20 protein-coding genes and 2 other annotated features (1 of these 22 cut by a window edge) are annotated in these 17,937 nt (G+C 33.8%); of the genes, 6 read left to right on the forward strand and 14 right to left on the reverse strand.

Going from position 1 to position 17,937, the window contains the following annotated elements; genetic code table 11:
* Positions 1 to 95: a binding site (T-box leader), on the reverse strand (it extends 142 nt beyond the left edge of the window).
* Between the two features lie 116 nt (positions 96 to 211).
* Positions 212 to 443: a binding site (T-box leader), on the reverse strand.
* A 234-nt stretch (positions 444 to 677) separates the two neighbouring features.
* Entirely contained in the window at positions 678 to 1,316 is a 639-nt protein-coding gene (locus BAQ49_RS13040; RefSeq protein ID WP_071745663.1) for a pyridoxamine 5'-phosphate oxidase family protein, read from the reverse strand.
* A gap of 81 nt (positions 1,317 to 1,397) precedes the next feature.
* Here BAQ49_RS13040 and BAQ49_RS13045 point away from each other — a divergent pair, with 81 nt between their 5' ends.
* Entirely contained in the window at positions 1,398 to 2,006 is a 609-nt protein-coding gene (locus tag BAQ49_RS13045) for an NUDIX hydrolase (protein ID WP_071745664.1), read from the forward strand.
* Between the two features lie 52 nt (positions 2,007 to 2,058).
* Here BAQ49_RS13045 and BAQ49_RS13050 read toward each other — a convergent pair whose 3' ends face one another.
* From BAQ49_RS13050 to BAQ49_RS13085, 8 genes are all read right to left on the reverse strand, one after another.
* Positions 2,059 to 2,397 carry an SdpI family protein gene (locus tag BAQ49_RS13050; RefSeq protein ID WP_071745665.1) on the reverse strand — a complete coding sequence of 113 codons (339 nt, stop codon included), beginning with the start codon at positions 2,395 to 2,397 and terminating at the stop codon, positions 2,059 to 2,061.
* A gap of 72 nt (positions 2,398 to 2,469) precedes the next feature.
* Complete coding sequence (locus tag BAQ49_RS13055) at positions 2,470 to 3,300, reverse strand: peptidoglycan-N-acetylglucosamine deacetylase (RefSeq protein WP_071745666.1); 831 nt, start codon at positions 3,298 to 3,300, stop codon at positions 2,470 to 2,472.
* A 117-nt stretch (positions 3,301 to 3,417) separates the two neighbouring features.
* Entirely contained in the window at positions 3,418 to 4,290 is an 873-nt protein-coding gene (locus BAQ49_RS13060; RefSeq protein ID WP_071745667.1) for an aminoglycoside 6-adenylyltransferase, read from the reverse strand.
* 132 nt (positions 4,291 to 4,422) lie between these two features.
* Positions 4,423 to 5,094, reverse strand: a complete 672-nt coding sequence (locus BAQ49_RS13065; RefSeq protein WP_071745668.1) for an O-methyltransferase — start codon at positions 5,092 to 5,094, stop codon at positions 4,423 to 4,425.
* Between the two features lie 147 nt (positions 5,095 to 5,241).
* On the reverse strand, positions 5,242 to 5,961 hold the full coding sequence (locus BAQ49_RS13070; protein ID WP_071745669.1) for a 3-ketoacyl-ACP reductase: 720 nt from the start codon (positions 5,959 to 5,961) through the stop codon (positions 5,242 to 5,244).
* A 170-nt stretch (positions 5,962 to 6,131) separates the two neighbouring features.
* Entirely contained in the window at positions 6,132 to 7,205 is a 1,074-nt protein-coding gene (hitS, locus tag BAQ49_RS13075) for an envelope stress sensor histidine kinase HitS (RefSeq protein ID WP_071745670.1), read from the reverse strand.
* Positions 7,202 to 7,879 (reverse strand): envelope stress response regulator transcription factor HitR, encoded by a 678-nt coding sequence (gene hitR / locus BAQ49_RS13080; RefSeq protein WP_071745671.1) that lies wholly within the window; start codon positions 7,877 to 7,879, stop codon positions 7,202 to 7,204. The genes hitS and hitR overlap by 4 nt, the downstream gene beginning before the upstream one ends.
* 86 nt (positions 7,880 to 7,965) lie before the next feature.
* The gene (locus tag BAQ49_RS13085; RefSeq protein WP_071745672.1) at positions 7,966 to 9,726 is read right to left on the reverse strand and encodes an ABC transporter ATP-binding protein; all 1,761 of its coding nucleotides are present in this window, start codon (positions 9,724 to 9,726) and stop codon (positions 7,966 to 7,968) included.
* Between the two features lie 274 nt (positions 9,727 to 10,000).
* Here BAQ49_RS13085 and BAQ49_RS13090 point away from each other — a divergent pair, with 274 nt between their 5' ends.
* On the forward strand, positions 10,001 to 10,765 hold the full coding sequence (locus tag BAQ49_RS13090) for an alpha/beta fold hydrolase (protein ID WP_071745673.1): 765 nt from the start codon (positions 10,001 to 10,003) through the stop codon (positions 10,763 to 10,765).
* A gap of 101 nt (positions 10,766 to 10,866) precedes the next feature.
* Here BAQ49_RS13090 and entFM read toward each other — a convergent pair whose 3' ends face one another.
* The gene (gene entFM / locus BAQ49_RS13095; RefSeq protein ID WP_071745674.1) at positions 10,867 to 12,162 is read right to left on the reverse strand and encodes an enterotoxin EntFM; all 1,296 of its coding nucleotides are present in this window, start codon (positions 12,160 to 12,162) and stop codon (positions 10,867 to 10,869) included.
* Positions 12,163 to 12,770: 608 nt separating this feature from the next.
* On the opposite strand from entFM, the gene BAQ49_RS32920 reads away from it, so the two are divergent.
* Entirely contained in the window at positions 12,771 to 12,941 is a 171-nt protein-coding gene (locus BAQ49_RS32920; protein ID WP_084667417.1) for a hypothetical protein, read from the forward strand.
* Positions 12,942 to 12,985: 44 nt separating this feature from the next.
* Here BAQ49_RS32920 and BAQ49_RS13100 read toward each other — a convergent pair whose 3' ends face one another.
* Positions 12,986 to 13,585 carry a nitroreductase family protein gene (locus BAQ49_RS13100; protein ID WP_071745675.1) on the reverse strand — a complete coding sequence of 200 codons (600 nt, stop codon included), beginning with the start codon at positions 13,583 to 13,585 and terminating at the stop codon, positions 12,986 to 12,988.
* Between the two features lie 247 nt (positions 13,586 to 13,832).
* A complete protein-coding gene (locus BAQ49_RS13105; RefSeq protein ID WP_071745676.1) occupies positions 13,833 to 14,786 on the reverse strand; it encodes a D-alanyl-D-alanine carboxypeptidase family protein in 954 nt (317 codons plus the stop codon).
* 218 nt (positions 14,787 to 15,004) lie between these two features.
* Here BAQ49_RS13105 and BAQ49_RS13110 point away from each other — a divergent pair, with 218 nt between their 5' ends.
* The 3 genes from BAQ49_RS13110 to BAQ49_RS13120 all read left to right on the forward strand — a co-directional run bounded on the left by BAQ49_RS13110 (position 15,005) and on the right by BAQ49_RS13120 (position 16,878).
* Positions 15,005 to 16,006 carry a S66 family peptidase gene (locus tag BAQ49_RS13110; RefSeq protein WP_071745677.1) on the forward strand — a complete coding sequence of 334 codons (1,002 nt, stop codon included), beginning with the start codon at positions 15,005 to 15,007 and terminating at the stop codon, positions 16,004 to 16,006.
* A 199-nt stretch (positions 16,007 to 16,205) separates the two neighbouring features.
* Positions 16,206 to 16,547, forward strand: coding sequence for an EamA family transporter (locus BAQ49_RS13115; RefSeq protein WP_000805129.1), 342 nt, complete (start codon positions 16,206 to 16,208; stop codon positions 16,545 to 16,547).
* On the forward strand, positions 16,540 to 16,878 hold the full coding sequence (locus BAQ49_RS13120; protein ID WP_001089866.1) for an EamA family transporter: 339 nt from the start codon (positions 16,540 to 16,542) through the stop codon (positions 16,876 to 16,878). Before BAQ49_RS13115 ends, BAQ49_RS13120 begins: the two co-directional genes overlap by 8 nt.
* 35 nt (positions 16,879 to 16,913) lie before the next feature.
* Here BAQ49_RS13120 and BAQ49_RS13125 read toward each other — a convergent pair whose 3' ends face one another.
* Entirely contained in the window at positions 16,914 to 17,363 is a 450-nt protein-coding gene (locus BAQ49_RS13125) for a DUF6376 family protein (RefSeq protein WP_071745678.1), read from the reverse strand.
* A 278-nt stretch (positions 17,364 to 17,641) separates the two neighbouring features.
* Positions 17,642 to 17,863, reverse strand: a complete 222-nt coding sequence (locus tag BAQ49_RS13130; RefSeq protein ID WP_071745679.1) for a hypothetical protein — start codon at positions 17,861 to 17,863, stop codon at positions 17,642 to 17,644.
* Positions 17,864 to 17,937 lie beyond the last annotated feature (74 nt).

Here is a 17,937-nt window from a genome sequence, read left to right on the forward strand (position 1 = left end):
GGTAAGATCATTTCTCGTGTTAGGAAGCTCGCAGCCTTTGGCCTCCCTCTCTGTAAACCGTAAAAATGTTCTCATGTCCTTATCATTACTTTTTCGCTCATGTTTATTTGTTAACTCATTATACTCGCATAAAAAACAAAATCAATACTATTTTTTAATTATTTTAAATTTTCAATCTTAAAAACTATAAAAAAAACACACTCATCCCTAGGAAAGGGACGAATGTGTTTTCGTGGTTCCACCCTTGTTCCAACCCAGGATTATTTCTTTCCAGGTTGCTCAAGTTCAGATAACGGCTGATACCGTCAATAATTACTAGATTACTCTTTCACTATTGAAGTTCAAAGGTGGTAAGATCATTTTTCGTGTTAGGAAGCTCACAGCCTTGTCTTCCCTCTCTGTAAACCGTAAAAATCATCTCATGTCCTTATCGTTACTTTTTCGTTCATGTCTATTTGTTAACTTATTATAGTTATGAAAATTTTAAAAAGCAAGCCTATTTTTACTCACTATTTTAAAGATAATTTTTCATTATATTTCACAATAACATTTCATAAAGACTCCTCTTATTACGTATCTTACAACTTAACAACTTACAAGCCAGCAGTTCACATATGAAAAGCTCATTCTAAAACGAGAAGATCCCGTTCTCATTGAAACTATATTAATAAAATAATTCAATACAATCTTTTTGTATAACTTTCTTCTAAAGAACGTGCAACGTCCTCTTCTGAAGCATTCACTTTCGCATGCTCCAGTAACATCTTCGCTGCTGAAGGTAACTCTTTTTTATTTAACCACGATTCTGGATCCCACATTTTTGAACGTATAAAAGCTTTTGCACAATGGATATAGCACTCCTCTATCTCAACAACAATTCCAAGTAACGGATTACGTCCATTCGCCTGCATTTCTTTCAAAATTTCTTCATCGTTTGTAATGTATGCTCGGCCGTTTATTCGGAGTGACTCACCGAGACCAGGAATGAAAAAGATTAATCCTACGTGCGGATTCGAAATAATATTTAAAATAGAGTCTATACGACGATTACCCGGCCTTTCTGGGATGATAATTTTATTTTCATTTAATACATATACAAATCCAGGTGCATCTCCTCTCGGCGAAGCATCACACTCTCCTAATTTATTTGCAGTAGATAATACTAGAAAAGGAGATTTAGACAGAAAATCTACACAATGATGATCAAGTGATGAAATAACTTTTTTCAAAGCCCGCTCACTTGGTTGCCCCAATATTTGTCTTAATTCTTCCTCAGTTGAAATTATTGATTTTATTTCCTTATTCTCTATCTCCACTTATAGCCACTCCTTTTTCTTTATTTTCCCAAAATTCAATACAAATATTGTATAATAAAATTTGCAGAAAGGGGAATTAAAATGACAGAGTGGTTAACGATATTTGATTCTGAAAAAAATACACTTGGAAAGAAATTACGTGATGAAGTGCATCGTGACGGTGATTGGCACGAAACATTCCATTGCTGGTTTGTAGAAAAAGATGATGAAGATATGTTTTTATATTTCCAATTACGCTCTAAAAATAAAAAAGAAGCTCCAGGTATATGGGATATTACATCCGCCGGACATATTATGCATGATGAAGATGTGCAAATTGGCGGTCTACGTGAAATTGAGGAAGAATTGGGTCTTTCCTTCCAAACGACTGATTTAACATACAAAGGAATCTATAAAATAGATTATGAAATTTCAAACCTTACTGATCGTGAGTTTTGTCATATGTATTTCCACAATGTAATAAAACCACTTCCATTTGCACCAGGTGAAGAAGTAGACGATGTGATGAAAGTACATGCAACTTCTTTTCTACAACTATTAAAAAGAGATATTTCATCTTTAACGACTAATTCTGTTTTAAACAGTAATCCGATAACAATAACATTTGAAGATATTTATCCTTATAATCTTGAATACTATGAATTTGTTGTAGAACAAGGAAAAGAATTGCTGAAAAATAATAGTTTATAAATAAAATAGGACCCCTGCTTATAATATCCGGGGAGTCCTTTTTTATTTATCATCATTGTTCAAGGATCTTCAACCTTTTCTCTACTTGTATAAATAAGCGAATAATTAACAACAGCATAACAATCATAACCGCTATCATTGTATGCGGATATCTAAACAGTATACTAATAACACTTCCGATTAACATCATGATGAAACCATTTTGTTTCATCACTTCTGCACTATACCTATTACCCGCATCCCATAGTTCCTTATTTTTCATAGATCGCTTCGTACGATAACCATATGCCGCATTAATATCCGTTGGTGGATTCTTTTGAAGAATACGTGCGGCAAGTATAAATATAATACCGATCAACATGCTTATTCCTATGTTTACTAGTGCATACATCAATTATATCCACCCCCTAACTTACACCTTCATTATACTATACAATCATTCCGGTTCCAATTATTAACATTTTTATTTTCTCTCTTTCGATGTCTGGAACATGCTTGGAAGTGTTACAAAACGCGCTCCTTTCGTTTTTAACTGCGGAATGATTTTGTCTAGTGCATCGACAGACCCTTGCAAATGTCCACCTGGAGTTGAATGCTGAAGTATGACACTACCTGGAAATGAATTCCCTAACACATTATTTGTAATCGTATCAGCACTTACACCTTTCCAATCAACCGTATCAACACTCCACTGTACAATCATAAAATTTTTCTCAGTTGCCCATTTCAATTGATTTTCAAGTATTTCACCATACGGCGGACGTATAAATTTAGGTGCATAACCAGCTAAACGATTTAATATTTCTTCCGTTTTTATAATTTGATTACGGTACTCATCCTCATTTACTTTCGCTAAATTCGGATGGTTATACGTATGATTACCAATTACATGCCCTTCATTAGCGATACGCTTTACTACATTCGGATACCTTTCTGCATTTTCACCAAGCAGAAAAAAAGTAGCTTTTACATTATGTTGTTTTAACTTATCTAAAATTTTCGGCGTAAATACTAAATCTGGTCCATCATCAAATGTAAGAGCTACTTCCGCTTTATTATATGGACCTGAAAATGCATACGCATATTTTTCAGCCCACGAAAACGGTGTCCATGACCCACGATCCTTTTCTTTCATTTGGACTTCATAATTTTGAGGAACATGTAAAGCGTATGGCAATGAGCTTATATAGTCTCCATAATAAAATGAGTTATATGGCATATAAGCATACGAAACATTTCGCTCTAATCCCCATTGAAATGGAACGAACATCTCTGGTGAATAAAAATAATACATGATAAAAACCTCCCTAAAATTTCATATGTGATTCAGCTGCACTTTGTTAGAGAAATTCTTATTCATGAACAAAAATAAGACTGTCCATAATTAGGACAGTCTTACTACTTTATAAAATTAATATATCGTTGTACTATCTTTCGGCAAAGCTTTCACATGTTTTAAATAGCTCGTCACTTTGTCATCATCATCTTGCGGATATTGATAACCATAAGTGCTAGCAATTTCATTCGCAGCTTCCCTAAATAAATCTCCCATTACAAAGAATGACTCCCATATGTTTTCATATTCAGCATTAGAAAAGGTCCTCTTAAATTGTTGCCATATATCTTTTTCAAAATATTGCTCGAAATGCTTACCAAACTTCCCTGCATTAACTGTAAAGTCTGTTTTCATACCAATATGCCATTCTAGCATTACGATTAACATATCTCGTACTGGCCCTTCAAGCACCCCTTTCGCATAAGAAAGTTCCTCGCGCCACAACCCTTTTCCTACGTTTGTACTGCACCACCAAAATTCATTACAGCAATCTAAAAATTCTTTTTCTGTTGGCTTTTTTATTAAGTAATCTTTATCGCTTGCTGGTGGAAATTCTCCCATACAATTATCTTTATCTAGAAGCAGGTTACTTAAACTATCTTGCCCAACGAATATATCTATCAAATCAACCGGAACTAGCGCTAAATCAATTCGGTTCCCATCCATAAACTGCATTAAATACGGAAACTTCCCGTCTTCATCTGCTGGAAGTAATGACATTTCTTCCGGCATTTGTACAATAATTATCTCTCCAAATCTTTGAATCCAATTATGATTAGACGTAAAAGATTGGATATCTTTTACAACATATATAATATCATAATCTTGAAAACAATCTCTTTTCACATTTGGATTTACACGTGATCCATTCATGATGACTGCTCGAATTCTTTCATCCTCATTTGCTGTATTAATAATTAAGTCTAACATTTCTTTTTCAGTTCTCATCTATTCCTAACCTCCAATTTTTATATAAACTTATATTTTTATGTATGTTGGAGGTCCACGAGCTAGCTGTGTTACACACGATACATGTTATAATTTTTGAAATTTCTTTTTCATCCCTTTTACCTCCTCACATCACTCTTTTACGACTGCCATTATAAATCCATCATACCCTTTACTTCCGACAGTTTGAAGCGCTGTAGCACTTACACGTGGCTCTGCAGCTATCAATTCATAGAAACGACGTATCCCTCGTACACGAGGATCGCTGCTAGTATCGTCAATAACTTCTCCTTCCCGTACTACGTTATCCCCAATAATTACGGTACCAGGGCGTGATAGTTTCAGTGCCCATTCAAAATAAGCAGGGTTATTTTGTTTATCTGCATCTATGAAAATAAAATCAAATGGTTCATACTTCTCATTTTCTATTTGCTGTAAAGAATGTAGTGCTAATCCTGTTCGTATTTCAATTTTATCATTCAAATTGGCACGTTCAATATTGCTACGTGCAATTTCGGCATGCTTTTCACTTGCTTCTAATGTAACAATTCGCCCTCCAGATGGCAATGCTCTTGCAAGCCATATCGTGCTATATCCACCTAAAGTACCAATCTCTAAAATGTTACGAGCTCCTTGAATTTGTACTAATAGTTGCAAAAACTTCCCTTGCGTTGGCGATACATCATGTGTTGGCAAATTAGCTGCAGCGTTTACTTGAAGGACTTCTTCTAATGTAGAATCTTTCGGTATTAATACATCACTCATATATTGATCAACAGCCGTCCATTTCTCAATCGTACTCATATATATACCATCCCCTTAAAGTTTTTAATGCTTTTCTACCATTCACACTTGATTATACCGAAAATTCCGTTTTATATACAAAAAATAAGAAGGAACACCCACTCCATTACAGAATAGATGTCCCTTCTTTGTTGATAAATGTAGACCTTACGGATTAGTAGACCAAAGTCCTGCTGATTTAATAAATGTACGTTTATTTAATTTCAGCTGTGCTACGATAAACTCTGCAATATCTTCTGCTTGCATTACTTTATCAGGATTTCCATCAGTTAACCCTAAATCTACAGCCATATCAGTTGCTACTGTGCTTGGAGTTAAAGCTGTTACACGAATATTATGTTTACGAACTTCCATCGCTAACGATTCTGTTAAACCAAGAACCCCAAATTTAGAAGCACTATATGCACTTGTTACAGGCGCACCTTTTTGTCCTGCTGTAGATGAAATGTTAATAATATCACCAGATTGTTGTTCAATCATGCTTGGTAAAGCGGCGCGAGTTGCATAGTATACACCCATTAAGTTTACTTGAATGATTTTTTCCCAATCTGCAACTTCTAGTTCTAAAAACTTACCGAACTTAGAAATACCAGCGTTATTAATTAAAATATCGATAGATCCTAAACCATTTTTTAAAGTTTCAATTGCAGTCGTTACTTCTTCATATGAAGATACGTCAGCAGTGGCAATAACAGCTTTTACGCCTTTTGCTTCCACTTCTTTCGCAACTGCTTTTAAGTTTTCTTCTGAACGAGCTAAAAGACCTACATTTACGCCCTCTTTCGCTAATGCGATTGCTACAGCGCGACCAATCCCTCTACCTGCTCCTGTAATTAAAGCATTTTTGCCTTGTAATAATTCTGCCAAGTATAACACTCCTTAATCATCTCTGTTGTTTATTATATTAAAATTTTATCTGTGTTTATGTAAAAAGGCAATGATGCACTTTCATGTGCGTAGGTTACCTATAGGTAACTATAGTAGTTATGCATAACATTTTTAAAGAAAAATAGTGTTAGTAGGCTCTCCTCCTAACACTATTTTTCTTCATGATTCGGAATACGCACAATAAATTTTGTACCATTTTCTTCCTCACTCTCGACTTTTATTCCTCCATTATGAAGGTCGAGTACTTTTTTTACAATCGCTAAACCTAAGCCACTCCCTCCATAAGCACGGTTTCGTGAAGAATCAGCTTTATAAAAACGCTCAAAAACATGTTGCTTCTGTTCTTCTGATATACCAATTCCCGTATCATGAATACTTATTTCTACGAACTCCTTATGTTCTTTTAACTGAATCGTAATCGTACCACCACTTGGAGTAAATTTAATACTATTATGAATTAAATTAATCCACACTTGACTCATACTTTCTTGGTCCGCAGTAATTTTCACTTTTTCTAAATCAAGGTCTAACTCAATTTCTTTTTCAGCCCATAGCGGTTCACTATTTAATACAACTTGCTTTAACTGTTGATCTAATCGATAACTCACTCTTTCTGGTGTATACTCTTCTGATTCTAAAAGTGTTAGCTTTAATAGATTTTGACTCAGTTTAGATAATCTCGTTGTTTCAGTTTCAATAATGGTAAGATAATGCTTTCTTTTTTCCTCAGAAAGATTATTATCTTGCAGCGCTCTAGCAAACCCTTTTATAGAAGTTAATGGTGACTGTATTTCATGAGAAACATTCGATACAAATTCCTGGCGCAGTTTCTCCATCGCGTTCAGTTCATCTGTCATATCATTTATACTCTTTACGAGTACACCAATTTCTCCATCATACTTTTCTTCATTTCGTATTTTTACAGAGAAATCTCCTTTTGCAATTTTTTGTATCGGTTCAATAATGGTCCAAATCATCGCCTCTCGCTTCGGTCTCATTAAAATCCCGATTAATGTCCAAATAAGAACAATAAAAACAAAGCCAACCATATCACTAATTAGAAAAGTAATAAAAGGCGATACGTTTATTTCCAGAGCTTTCATTACACTAGACGATACAAAAAAGGCTATAGACCAAATTATAGTAAGAAAAGTAAAGAGTGCTACTATCGCCCCCATTACTTTTAACATCTTCATCTTACTCATTCTTTCTCTTTTTCTCATTTACTTACCTCTAAGCGATACCCTAAGCCCCTTATCGTCCTTATACTAAACTTCGATAACTCTTCTTGAAACTTTTCACGCAACCGATTAATATGAACGTCTAGCGTGCGTTCATTCCCTTCAAAATCATATCCCCATACGTCTTCTATTAATTGCTCTCTTGAACAAGTTCTTCCCGCTTTAGATCCTAATGTAAAGAGCAATTCAAATTCTTTTAACGGCAACGTCACCATTTGTTCTCCGGCGTTAACTTCAAATGTTTTACGATTTAACAGTACATTCCCAACTTGAATAGATTGCGATACTGTAATTTGATAACGTTTCAACAATGCCTTCACTCTCACAACTAATTCTAAAGGATCAAATGGTTTTACTAGATAATCATCTGTTCCGAGGTGAAACCCTTTTATCTTTTGAGATGTTTCACCTTTAGCAGTTAACATAAGAATCGGTATATCATAGTATTTTCTTAATTCATAACATAAATCAAATCCATCCATATTTGGCATCATAATATCAAGAATCGCCATATCAACTTTCACTTCTTCTATTCTTCGAAGAGCATCTAATCCATCAACGGCCTCATATGTTTGAAAACCTTCTCTTTCCAAAAATACAGAAACAAGTTCTCTAATGTGCGGATCATCATCTACAATTAATATTTTGGGTATCAAGGAATCATCTCCTTTCTGCTTAACATACTTTTTAGCACTCTAAAATTAACAATCAGTGAAGTTCCCCCTCACTGATTGTTTTCATTCTATAATGCTCCTTCTTTAATTTTCAATTGTTGCATTGCAAATTCACGGTACATGTCATGTGTCCGTAATAACTCATCATGTGAGCCACTTCCTGTAAGATTCCCTTTTTCAATAAAGATAATTTTATCTGCATCTACAACAGTAGAAAGTCTATGCGCAATAACTAAAGTTGTTCTACCTTTCATTAAGTTATTTAACGCCTTCTGAACAACCGATTCGGATTTACTATCAAGACTTGAAGTCGCTTCATCTAACATAAGGATTTGCGGATTTCGTAGTAACGCTCGAGCGATCGCAATTCGTTGCCTTTGCCCTCCAGAAAGCTTCACACCACGCTCTCCAACTTCTGTTGCATATCCGCTTGGTAAATCATGAATAAACGCATCAACATACGCCATCGCTGCCACTTTTTCAATTTCTTCATCCGTCACATCATTCTCAACACCGTAGCAAATATTATCACGAATCGTTCCATCAATTAACGGACTATCTTGTGAAACATAACCAATTTGACGTCGCCATGACTGTAATGAATAGGCCGTAATTGGTTCTTCTCCTAATTTTATTACACCATTAGTCGGCTCATAAAAACGTTCTAATAGCGAGAATAAAGTTGTTTTCCCACTACCACTTGGTCCTACAATCGCTGTTACTTTTCCAGATTCAATCGTGAAATCGATATTTTTCAATACTTTCTCATCTTCGTTATACTCAAAATTCACATTTTCAATAACGATCGACTGCTTTGCATTTGTAACTTCCACACCAGTTTCATGGTCTTCTACTTCATATTCTAAAATCGTATTAATTCTTTCAGTTGCACCAATTGCCTTTTGGAATTGTGTGAAAAACATAGATAATTGACTCATTGGCATTATAATTTGAACTAAATATAAAATAAACGCTACAAGTTCCCCTGTTGTTAATACGCCACTAGAAACTCGCATTCCACCATACCCTACGATAATAACAAGCAACGCCATTAACACAAACGACATAACTGGTGAAATTAACGCTTGCACTTTTCCTTCTTTCAAACCAAATTGCAATAACTTTTGGATACCTGTATTACCTGTTTCATATTCTCTTTTTTCCGTATTTGAAGATTTCACTAAACGAATTTCTGATAGCACCTGTGTTAACACACTTGTAAAAGAAGCTGTTTCATCTTGAAGTGCTTTTGAAATCTTATACATTTTTCGTCCAAGTGGCACTAAAATTAGTACAGATAATGGAATAACCGTTAAAAGTAATGCTGTCATTTTCCAATCTAAAACAAATAATACAATTAACGATCCAATAATTGAGATACCGCCTGTTAATAAGTTTGACAAATGCTCAGAAATTAATGTTTTCACAACACCTGTATCATTTGTCATACGGCTAATCGTATCGCCTGTTCTATTTTGATCATAATAAGATACTGGTAAAATAAGTACCTTTTTCCACAATCGTTCTCTAAGTCCAGCTACAATTTTTTGTCCAATATAATTCAATAAATAAATTGACAATCCTGCAGCAATTGTTTGCATAATAAAGAATGCGACTAACCCAACAATTTGTCCTGTACTAATTGAAGAAAGCGAAAAATTATCAACTAATCCTTTTGTTAGCATCGGAATAAACAAACTCGCTCCAGTAGAAAGTAAACTCATTAATAATGCAAAAATAAGAATGCCTTTCGGTGGATTTGTATCTTGAATAAGACGTAAAAACTGCCTCCAATTTCCTTTTTTCTTTTCTGTATTCCCAACTTCCATTGTCGTTCATCTCCTCGTTTTCAACAAAACTATGCTTTCTAAAAATAGAATACGATATAAATGTAAACTGAATGTAAACACACTTTTCTATTTTTACAAAATATACATATAAACTCATCTTTACAACAGATATAAATATCTGATATTATTACCTGGTACTTAATATTATTCTATGCAAATGCTAGGCTACGCATAGAATATATATAACGGTTTTTCTTAATTAGCCAATTTATAATACTAAATAAATCTCCAGTTACTGAAAGGAGTATCCTTTTTGCAAACAAATAAACATTCTGAAAAGGAAACAATCATTTTTATTCATGGATTAGTTGGAAATCGCCGTGCCTTCAAAAAAGAGCATAAACGATTTTCTGCATCCTACAACATTATAACTTATGACTTATTAGGCCACGGAGATGATAAGGGAGAAGCTATCGACTTTTCAATACAGCGCCTCGTAGATCAATTATTGAATTTGTATGAAAAAGAGGGAATTAAAAAGGCTCATATTTGTGCTCTAAGCTATGGCTGTTATATCTCTACGACATTTGCACAAATGCATCCAGAAAAAGTATTGAGCATTTGTCATATTGGTGGACATTATAATAACCCTTCTCGTTTATATAATGTTTTTCAGAATTTTTGGGAAAAACGTGGTGATGAATATTCATCTTGGCTTTCTCAGTATGCTAGTACTATTTTTCCAAGTGGAATACTAAGGGCAAATCCGTTCGCTGTTATTTCACGAAATATTTATTACCGTTTCGGATTACAATTACACTCGTCCATTATTGCTGAGTCATTACGACATCGCTTAGAATTCGACTTGAAATCTAAATTAAAAGCACTTACCCATCCTATATTATGGGTAATGGGAGAACATGATCACCTCTATAAATCTTGTCTATTCGATTTAAAATCTATTCTTCCAAACGTTCTATATAAGGAAATACCTTTAGCAGGACATGCAGCAAACTTATTTCGTCCTAACTATTTCCATGACTTATACGATCGATTTTTAAATGGGAAGTTAAAGTAAAAACTACTACACTTCCAATTTATTTAACTATAAAAAGGCTTCCCAAGTTTCCCCGGAAAGCCTTTTCTTTATACGAAAAGTAGTATATAAACTACTTTTTCTTAGTATGCTTTTGTGTAACCTGTTAGGTGTTTAGCCCAGTAAGAGTTATTAATTGAACTAATTCTTACACCCACACTTTCATTCTCTGCACTAATGAACTGACCGTTTCCTAAGTAAACACCCATGTGAGAAAGACCTGATTTATATGTGTTAGAGAAGTATACTAAATCACCTGGTTGTGGATTGCTAGTTTTTGTTTTAGAGCTCCAGTATCCAGCAACTGTTTGACGAGCGCCTTTATGACCAGTTTGATTTAATACGTAGTGAATGAATCCACTGCAGTCGAAACCAGCAGTAGTTTGACCACCAAATACATATTTTGAACCATTTAAAGATCTAGCGAATCCAGCGATTGAAGATGTATCTCCACCTGTTGGCGCTGTTGGTTTTTGTACTTGGTTTTGTCCTTGGTTCGTACCTTGGTTACCACCAGTAACTACATTGTTCACTCCGCCTTTTACAAACTTAACAAAGTCTGCACTTACGTAACCAGTGCGGCCGTTATGGTTAATTTTATACCAACCATTTTCAGCACCAGTAACGTTTAATACTGTACCATTTGTTACCCCACCAATTACAGGGTTATATGTAGCTGGACCTGTACGTACTTTTAAAGCACCTGTGTTAACAACATATGATCCACCAGTTTGAACTGTAGTAGTATTGTTGTTGTTTGTAGTTGGTTGCTGAGTTTGGTTAGATACAGCTGAACCACCTTTTGTTACGAAGTCTTTACTTACGTATCCAGTTCCACCATTGAAGTTAATTTTAAACCAATCTTGAACTTCACCTACAACTTGAACTGTTTTTCCTTTATTTACAGAACCTAAAACAGTATGAGATGCACTTGGGCCTGTACGTACGTTTAGTGAAGAAACGTTTACTGTGTAAGTACCTGTTCCTTGCTGAACAGTAGTAGTAGTTCCTTTATTGCCACCAGTTGTTACGAAGTCCCCACTTACATAACCTGTTTGACCATTTACACTAACTTTGAACCAACCGTTTTCTTGTCCAATTACTTGAAGTACTTGACCTGCTTTTACTTTAGAAATAACGTTATGTCCTGTACCAGCACCTGAACGTACATTTAATACATCAGCTGTTACTGTGTATTTTAATTCAGAAGTTGTTTCTACCGTTTTTGTTTCAGTTACAGTCGTTTGAGTTTGAGTTTGAGTTTGTCCATTAATTTCTTTTAGCGCATCATTTGAAACTTGTGCATGAGCAGAATCCATTCCAGGAACTGCTACACCTACTACAGATGCTGCTGCTAAACCTGCGATTACTTTTTTCATAAGTTGTCTTTACTTCCTTTCCCTACTATCCTCTTGAGAAAAACTATAAACTTAGTACTTTACAATATTATCAAAGTAAAATATTCATCCAGTTCCATTTTTTAGCAAGAGTTTTATTTTTCACACGTCGTTCATTTTAAACGATTGAAGTGAATTCCGTGTGAACTTCATGTGAACTTTACCATTAAACAGTGTGTTTTTGCAACGATTTTTTCAAATTTATTATGTATTACATCAAGATTTAAATTTTTTATGTTATTTCGATATAGTTTTTACACTTTCTATCTACTATGGAAATTCCATTAATCTAATACATAAACACAATATATTTTTCTAGAAAGTTCTTTTTCATGAGGCACACTCTTATCATGACAAAAAACCTCTTATTTATCAATAGTATAATATTTTAAGAAAATGAATTCTCAATACTATGTATGATTTTAAACAAAGTGATGATTTGTAAGATTTCAAACATGAAATTTCATCCGACTTGAGAGCACTCCCATTCCAAAAACACAATTGATTATTTTGTTTCTCTGCTAAATATGGAATTATTAGGGTTTTGTTGATAGAATATGTATAGTCACATAAAAAGAGGAGTTGCATTTGTGGAAAAAATAATAGACGATCACATAACTAATAATATCGAGCTTTACTATACACTTACTCACTTATTATCTTTTGCAACATTTAAAAAGGTACACGCTATTGAAACAAAGAAAAACGAATTAAAAGAACAGATAAAAACAATACAGCATACAAACTCCTACCATGTATAAAAAGGTGAACAGATTATATCTCTGTTCACCTTCTATTTTTTATTCTATTTGTAAATTTTCACACGAGTTTCTAATGGCTGATATTCTTTATCTCCTGCCGAAACTACCGGTTTACCAAACGGCATTTGCGCAGTTAACTTCCAGTTTTCAGGTACATCCCATTCTTTTCTTACTTCTTCATCAATCAACGGATTATAATGCTGCAATGTAGCACCAAAACCTTCAATCTCTAACGCTGTCCAAATCGCAAATTGCAACATTCCAGAAGATTGCTGAGACCATGTAGGAAAATTATCTTTGTATAGTGCAAAGTTCTCTTGCAAACTTTCTACTACTTTACTATCTTCAAAATACAAAACTGTCCCATAGCCACTTCTAAATGCATTCATTTTCTCTTCCGTAGGTGCAAAATTATTTTCAGGTACAATTTTTCGTAACGTTTCTTTCGTAGCATCCCATAATTTGTCGTGTTGTTCACCTAGTAATACAACAACTCTTGCACTTTGAGAATTAAAAGCCGAAGGTGTATGTTTCACAGCATGATAAATCACTTCTTGAATTCTTTCATCAGAAACTACTTGCTCTTTACTAATCGCGTAAATAGATCTTCTGTCTTCAATTGCTGAGTAAAAATCTTTTGCCATCACAATTCCCTCCAATTTTTATTTGAGGCAATATCATATGTATGAAGCATATAATCCCCCTAAACTTATTAATAATAAGTTCTCAACTTAATAATATCAACAAACAAAAACAAACTCAAATGATATCACTTAAGTTTTTACTCCCAATTCGTCAAAGAATAAAAAAAACAGTCTATTGTCACCAACATCAAGGTTCAATAAACTGTCTACTTTATTTTATAACAATCTAATTTACTTCTTTCTTCACCTAATTAAGCAATTGAAATGCATAGGACATTAATTTATTTGTTTCTGTAAAACGTTTTGTTTTACTTTTTGTCCCCATAACAACTGTAATAACGCGATTATCGCCTTGCTTTGCAGTACCTGTAAAACAATACCCTGCGCTATCTGTAAACCCTGTTTTTAAACCGTCTATTCCTTCTATATATAAAGCTTTATTATTTTTGTTTAACATCTCATTTGTGTTTGTAACATTAATATTATTAAATGCTAACTGACTTTGACGTAAGTGAGTCACTTCTAATATCTCCGGGTAGTCTTTTATAAGATGATACGCTAATTTCGCTACGTCAGCTGCTGTCATTTTTGTTTCACTTCCGTCGGGCTCCTGCAATCCGGAAGCATTCGCAAATTTAGCTTTATCTGACATTTCTAACTGCTTTGCTTTTTCGTTCATAAGTTGAACAAAGTTTTTTTCTGTCTTAGCTACATGTTCTGCTAAAGCGACAGCCGAATTATTAGCCGATTCAATCATTAACGCATGATATAAGTCCTTAACAGTTAATGTATCATTTACTTGCATTGGGATTTTTGCACCCTCTGTTTGTGCCGATTTTTCACTTATTTTCACTGGATCTTCCCAGCGGACTTTCCCATTATGTATACTCTCTAAAACGAGATATGCCGTCATCATTTTCGACATACTAGCAGGGGCAACAGCTTCATTTTCATTATTTTGATAAATAACTTCTCCATTACTCGCATCGATAATAATAGCTGCTTTTGCATCAATTTCTGGTGGTATATATTTTGGTGGAACTACTTTTTCAGATAGCCCTGTTTTAGGTAGCTCTGCCACTTGTAAAGGCTGAGTATCTACATTTGTTTCACTCTTTTGAACTCCCTGGAAAAAGAACCAACATATACCCAGAATTACTACTAATAGGATTGTTAATCTTCCCCATTTTAACCACTTCATTCTAAAACTCCTTTAGCAAACCTTTTATACACTCATGTTTAACCATAACAACAATTACTTTATATCGTCAAGGTAAAAAGTATATTTATTCATCTACAGCAATTATTATTTCAACCCCTTTCTCTTTTTCATATGTGTTACACTAAAAATAACGAAATATAAGAATATTCAATAACAAAAAGTTCGAAAACACTATATAATAGAAAGGATTTATACAAATGATACTTCCAAAAGCATTAAAATATGGCGATACAATCGGCATCTACTCTCCCTCTTCACCAGTAACCTATACTTCTCCAAAAAGATTTGAACGAGCAAAATTATACTTACAAAAGAAAGGATTTCGTATTTTAGAAGGCTCACTAACAGGTCAATATGATTATTATCGTTCAGGAAGCATTAAAGATCGTACTGAGGAACTAAATGAATTGATTAGAAACCCAAACGTTTCTTGTATCATGTCAACAATTGGGGGAATGAATTCAAATTCATTATTACCTTATATTGATTATGATTCTTTTAAAAAAAAACCAAAAATAATGATTGGCTATTCAGATGCAACAGCGCTATTACTAGGAATTTATGCAAAAACAGGAATTCCTACATTTTACGGTCCAGCACTCGTTCCTTCTTTTGGTGAATTTGAGCCTTTCGTAGATTGCACGTACAAATATTTTGCGGATACTGTATTAACTGATCAACACCTTCCTTACAACATAAACCAGCCATTATTTTGGTCAGATGAATTTATTAATTGGGAAGAAAAAACGAAAGAAAAAGAACTTCGACCTAACAATTGGATTTCAGTGATCGGTGGAAAAGCTACTGGACGTATTATTGGTGGGAATTTAAACACTATACAAGGTATTTTTGGTAGCCCCTATATGCCACATATTCAAGAAGGTGACATTCTCTTTATTGAAGATAGCTCAAAATTTGCATCTACTATCGAAAGAAGTTTTTCATTACTTAAAATTAACGGCGTTTTTGATAAAGTTTCAGGTATCATCCTTGGAAAACATGAGCAATTCGATGATTGTGGTACAAATCGAAAACCTTACGAAATACTATTAGAAGTATTACAAGATCAAAAAATCCCTTTTTTAGCCGATTTTGATTGTTGTCATACTCATCCAATGATTACTTTACCAATAGGTATTCAAGTAGAGATGGATGCAACAAATAAAACGATACAAATTATAGAACAGTGGAAAATCTAACACTACTACCTCTATTTCAACTCTATAGCTACGTATGACCTTCTATTGTTTTACATTAAAAGACATGATACTATATATTTTGGAATGTGAAGGAATAAACAAAAATCATTTCAATATGCCTTCTATATATAATAAGAAGCTATTGATTATATACATCGAGTTTACATATGTGTATATAAATGTAAAAGAGAGTGAATATATGAAACCAACTATTAAAAACTATGTATTTTTACATGTGGCCTTCTTGATATATTCTATCATTATGGTTTACATGAAATGGGCAGCTCAATTCCCTATTGCATCAATTTCATTTTTTATTGCTTACTTTGGACTTGTTGTACTTTTATTCGGATATGCAATTCTATGGCAACAAGTCATTAAGAATTTTGAAATTTCTAAAGCATATTCACACCGCGGAATTATAATACTGTGGTCTATGCTATGGTCAGTATTCCTATTCGGAGATAAGATACATTGGAATCACATACTTGGTGCAGCTATTATTATCGTCGGGATTGTGGTGGTGACAAAAGATGAATAGTTATATGTTATTATTTATTTTCGGGATAATTTTAGCCAATTACTCACAAATATTATTAAAAAAGGCTACTTTACAACAATACGATTCTAGAATAAAAGAATATGTGAATCCTTATGTTATCATCGGCTACTTTTTATTTGTAATTAACGCCGGATTGAATGTGATCGCTCTAAAAGGCTTGGCATTAAAGCAAGCATCTGCATTAGAATCATTAAGTTATATCATTATATTAATTTTCGGTTGGTACTTCCTAGGGGAGAAAATAACGAAACGAAAAGTCATTGGCAATATTATTATTGTCATTGGTGTAATCGTCTATTGTATACAATAGCAAAAGGATCCGTTTATGATAAACGGATCCTTTTGCTATTGCCCTAAGTTTTGAACCTTATCTTTCAAATCACGAACTTGTTCTATCGTCTGCATAAGCTCGGAGTCTTTAAACTGCTCTACATTCATTTTTCCTTCCTCTATCTTTTGCATAGATGTATCAATTAATGTATTTAACTTTTCATTATATCCGACGATTTGCTGGTGAAGATCCTTCGCTACATCCGGTGGTGTTAATTCATTAAAAGCTGGTATATCTTGTTTAATTTCAGTAAGTTTCGTTTCTAGTTCTTTTCGAGCTTCTCCATCATTAACAGCCTTTTCAGCTAATGCTGGTGCTTCATTTGCAAATGCACTTATTTCATTTACATAGTCTGTCGCTTTTTGAGCATAATCTATAGAGTTCTTCCCTCCCTCTACTAGCGAACATCCCATCAACCCAATTGAAACTACAATTGAAAGTAGCATTGTTTTTGTAAACTTCATTTTGACCTCCTAAATAATTATCATACTTTTATTCATTTATAAACACTTTATTTTCTTCTTATACACCTTATCGCATCATATCTTATTTTTTAATCTTTCTCTTATACATTCTAGAAAAATCATTATTATCCTGTTCAACATGTACTTCGAACAATTTATCATACATTTTTTCATTTTCACCTCGAAACTATCTTCATTTAAATATAAAAACAGACATACTTATTTTAAGTACATCTGTTTTCGAGGTACGTATAACTCTCACTAATTAAAGTTTCTCTTTATCCACTTACATGTCCTATGATCGTTACAATATCTATTTCTATATGTACACTAATAATATCTTCTATAATGTCCGTATATCCTTGGCCTAAAGGTGTTCCATAATGTAATATAATCCCCTTTTTTTCATAAACTGACTTCGGTACAGTAAAAATAAATTTCCTCATATTCCGTTCATCAGCAGGCTCCATAATTAACACAATGCCATCCTCTTCAAACATATAATCACGCCTTCCAACATTCCTTTCACTATGGCTCAGTATTGCCTTGAAAGACTAGGTTTTAAACACCCTTT

It is taken from the genome of Bacillus proteolyticus (assembly GCF_001884065.1).
GTDB lineage: Bacteria > Bacillota > Bacilli > Bacillales > Bacillaceae_G > Bacillus_A > Bacillus_A proteolyticus.

Bases quoted from the DNA above. Each gene is read 5' to 3' on its own strand.
- BAQ49_RS13060 (WP_071745667.1), bottom strand. From the start codon at position 4,290: ATGAGAACTGAAAAAGAAATGTTAGACTTAATTATTAATACAGCAAAT.
- BAQ49_RS13085 (WP_071745672.1), bottom strand. From the start codon at position 9,726: ATGGAAGTTGGGAATACAGAAAAGAAAAAAGGAAATTGGAGGCAGTTT.
- BAQ49_RS13045 (WP_071745664.1), top strand. From the start codon at position 1,398: ATGACAGAGTGGTTAACGATATTTGATTCTGAAAAAAATACACTTGGA.
- hitS (WP_071745670.1), bottom strand. From the start codon at position 7,205: ATGAGAAAAAGAGAAAGAATGAGTAAGATGAAGATGTTAAAAGTAATG.
- BAQ49_RS13110 (WP_071745677.1), top strand. From the start codon at position 15,005: ATGATACTTCCAAAAGCATTAAAATATGGCGATACAATCGGCATCTAC.
- BAQ49_RS13055 (WP_071745666.1), bottom strand. From the start codon at position 3,300: ATGTATTATTTTTATTCACCAGAGATGTTCGTTCCATTTCAATGGGGA.
- BAQ49_RS13130 (WP_071745679.1), bottom strand. From the start codon at position 17,863: ATGTTTGAAGAGGATGGCATTGTGTTAATTATGGAGCCTGCTGATGAA.
- BAQ49_RS13125 (WP_071745678.1), bottom strand. From the start codon at position 17,363: ATGAAGTTTACAAAAACAATGCTACTTTCAATTGTAGTTTCAATTGGG.
- BAQ49_RS13105 (WP_071745676.1), bottom strand. From the start codon at position 14,786: ATGAAGTGGTTAAAATGGGGAAGATTAACAATCCTATTAGTAGTAATT.
- BAQ49_RS13065 (WP_071745668.1), bottom strand. From the start codon at position 5,094: ATGAGTACGATTGAGAAATGGACGGCTGTTGATCAATATATGAGTGAT.
- entFM (WP_071745674.1), bottom strand. From the start codon at position 12,162: ATGAAAAAAGTAATCGCAGGTTTAGCAGCAGCATCTGTAGTAGGTGTA.
- BAQ49_RS13120 (WP_001089866.1), top strand. From the start codon at position 16,540: ATGAATAGTTATATGTTATTATTTATTTTCGGGATAATTTTAGCCAAT.
- BAQ49_RS13100 (WP_071745675.1), bottom strand. From the start codon at position 13,585: ATGGCAAAAGATTTTTACTCAGCAATTGAAGACAGAAGATCTATTTAC.
- BAQ49_RS13115 (WP_000805129.1), top strand. From the start codon at position 16,206: ATGAAACCAACTATTAAAAACTATGTATTTTTACATGTGGCCTTCTTG.
- BAQ49_RS13050 (WP_071745665.1), bottom strand. From the start codon at position 2,397: ATGTATGCACTAGTAAACATAGGAATAAGCATGTTGATCGGTATTATA.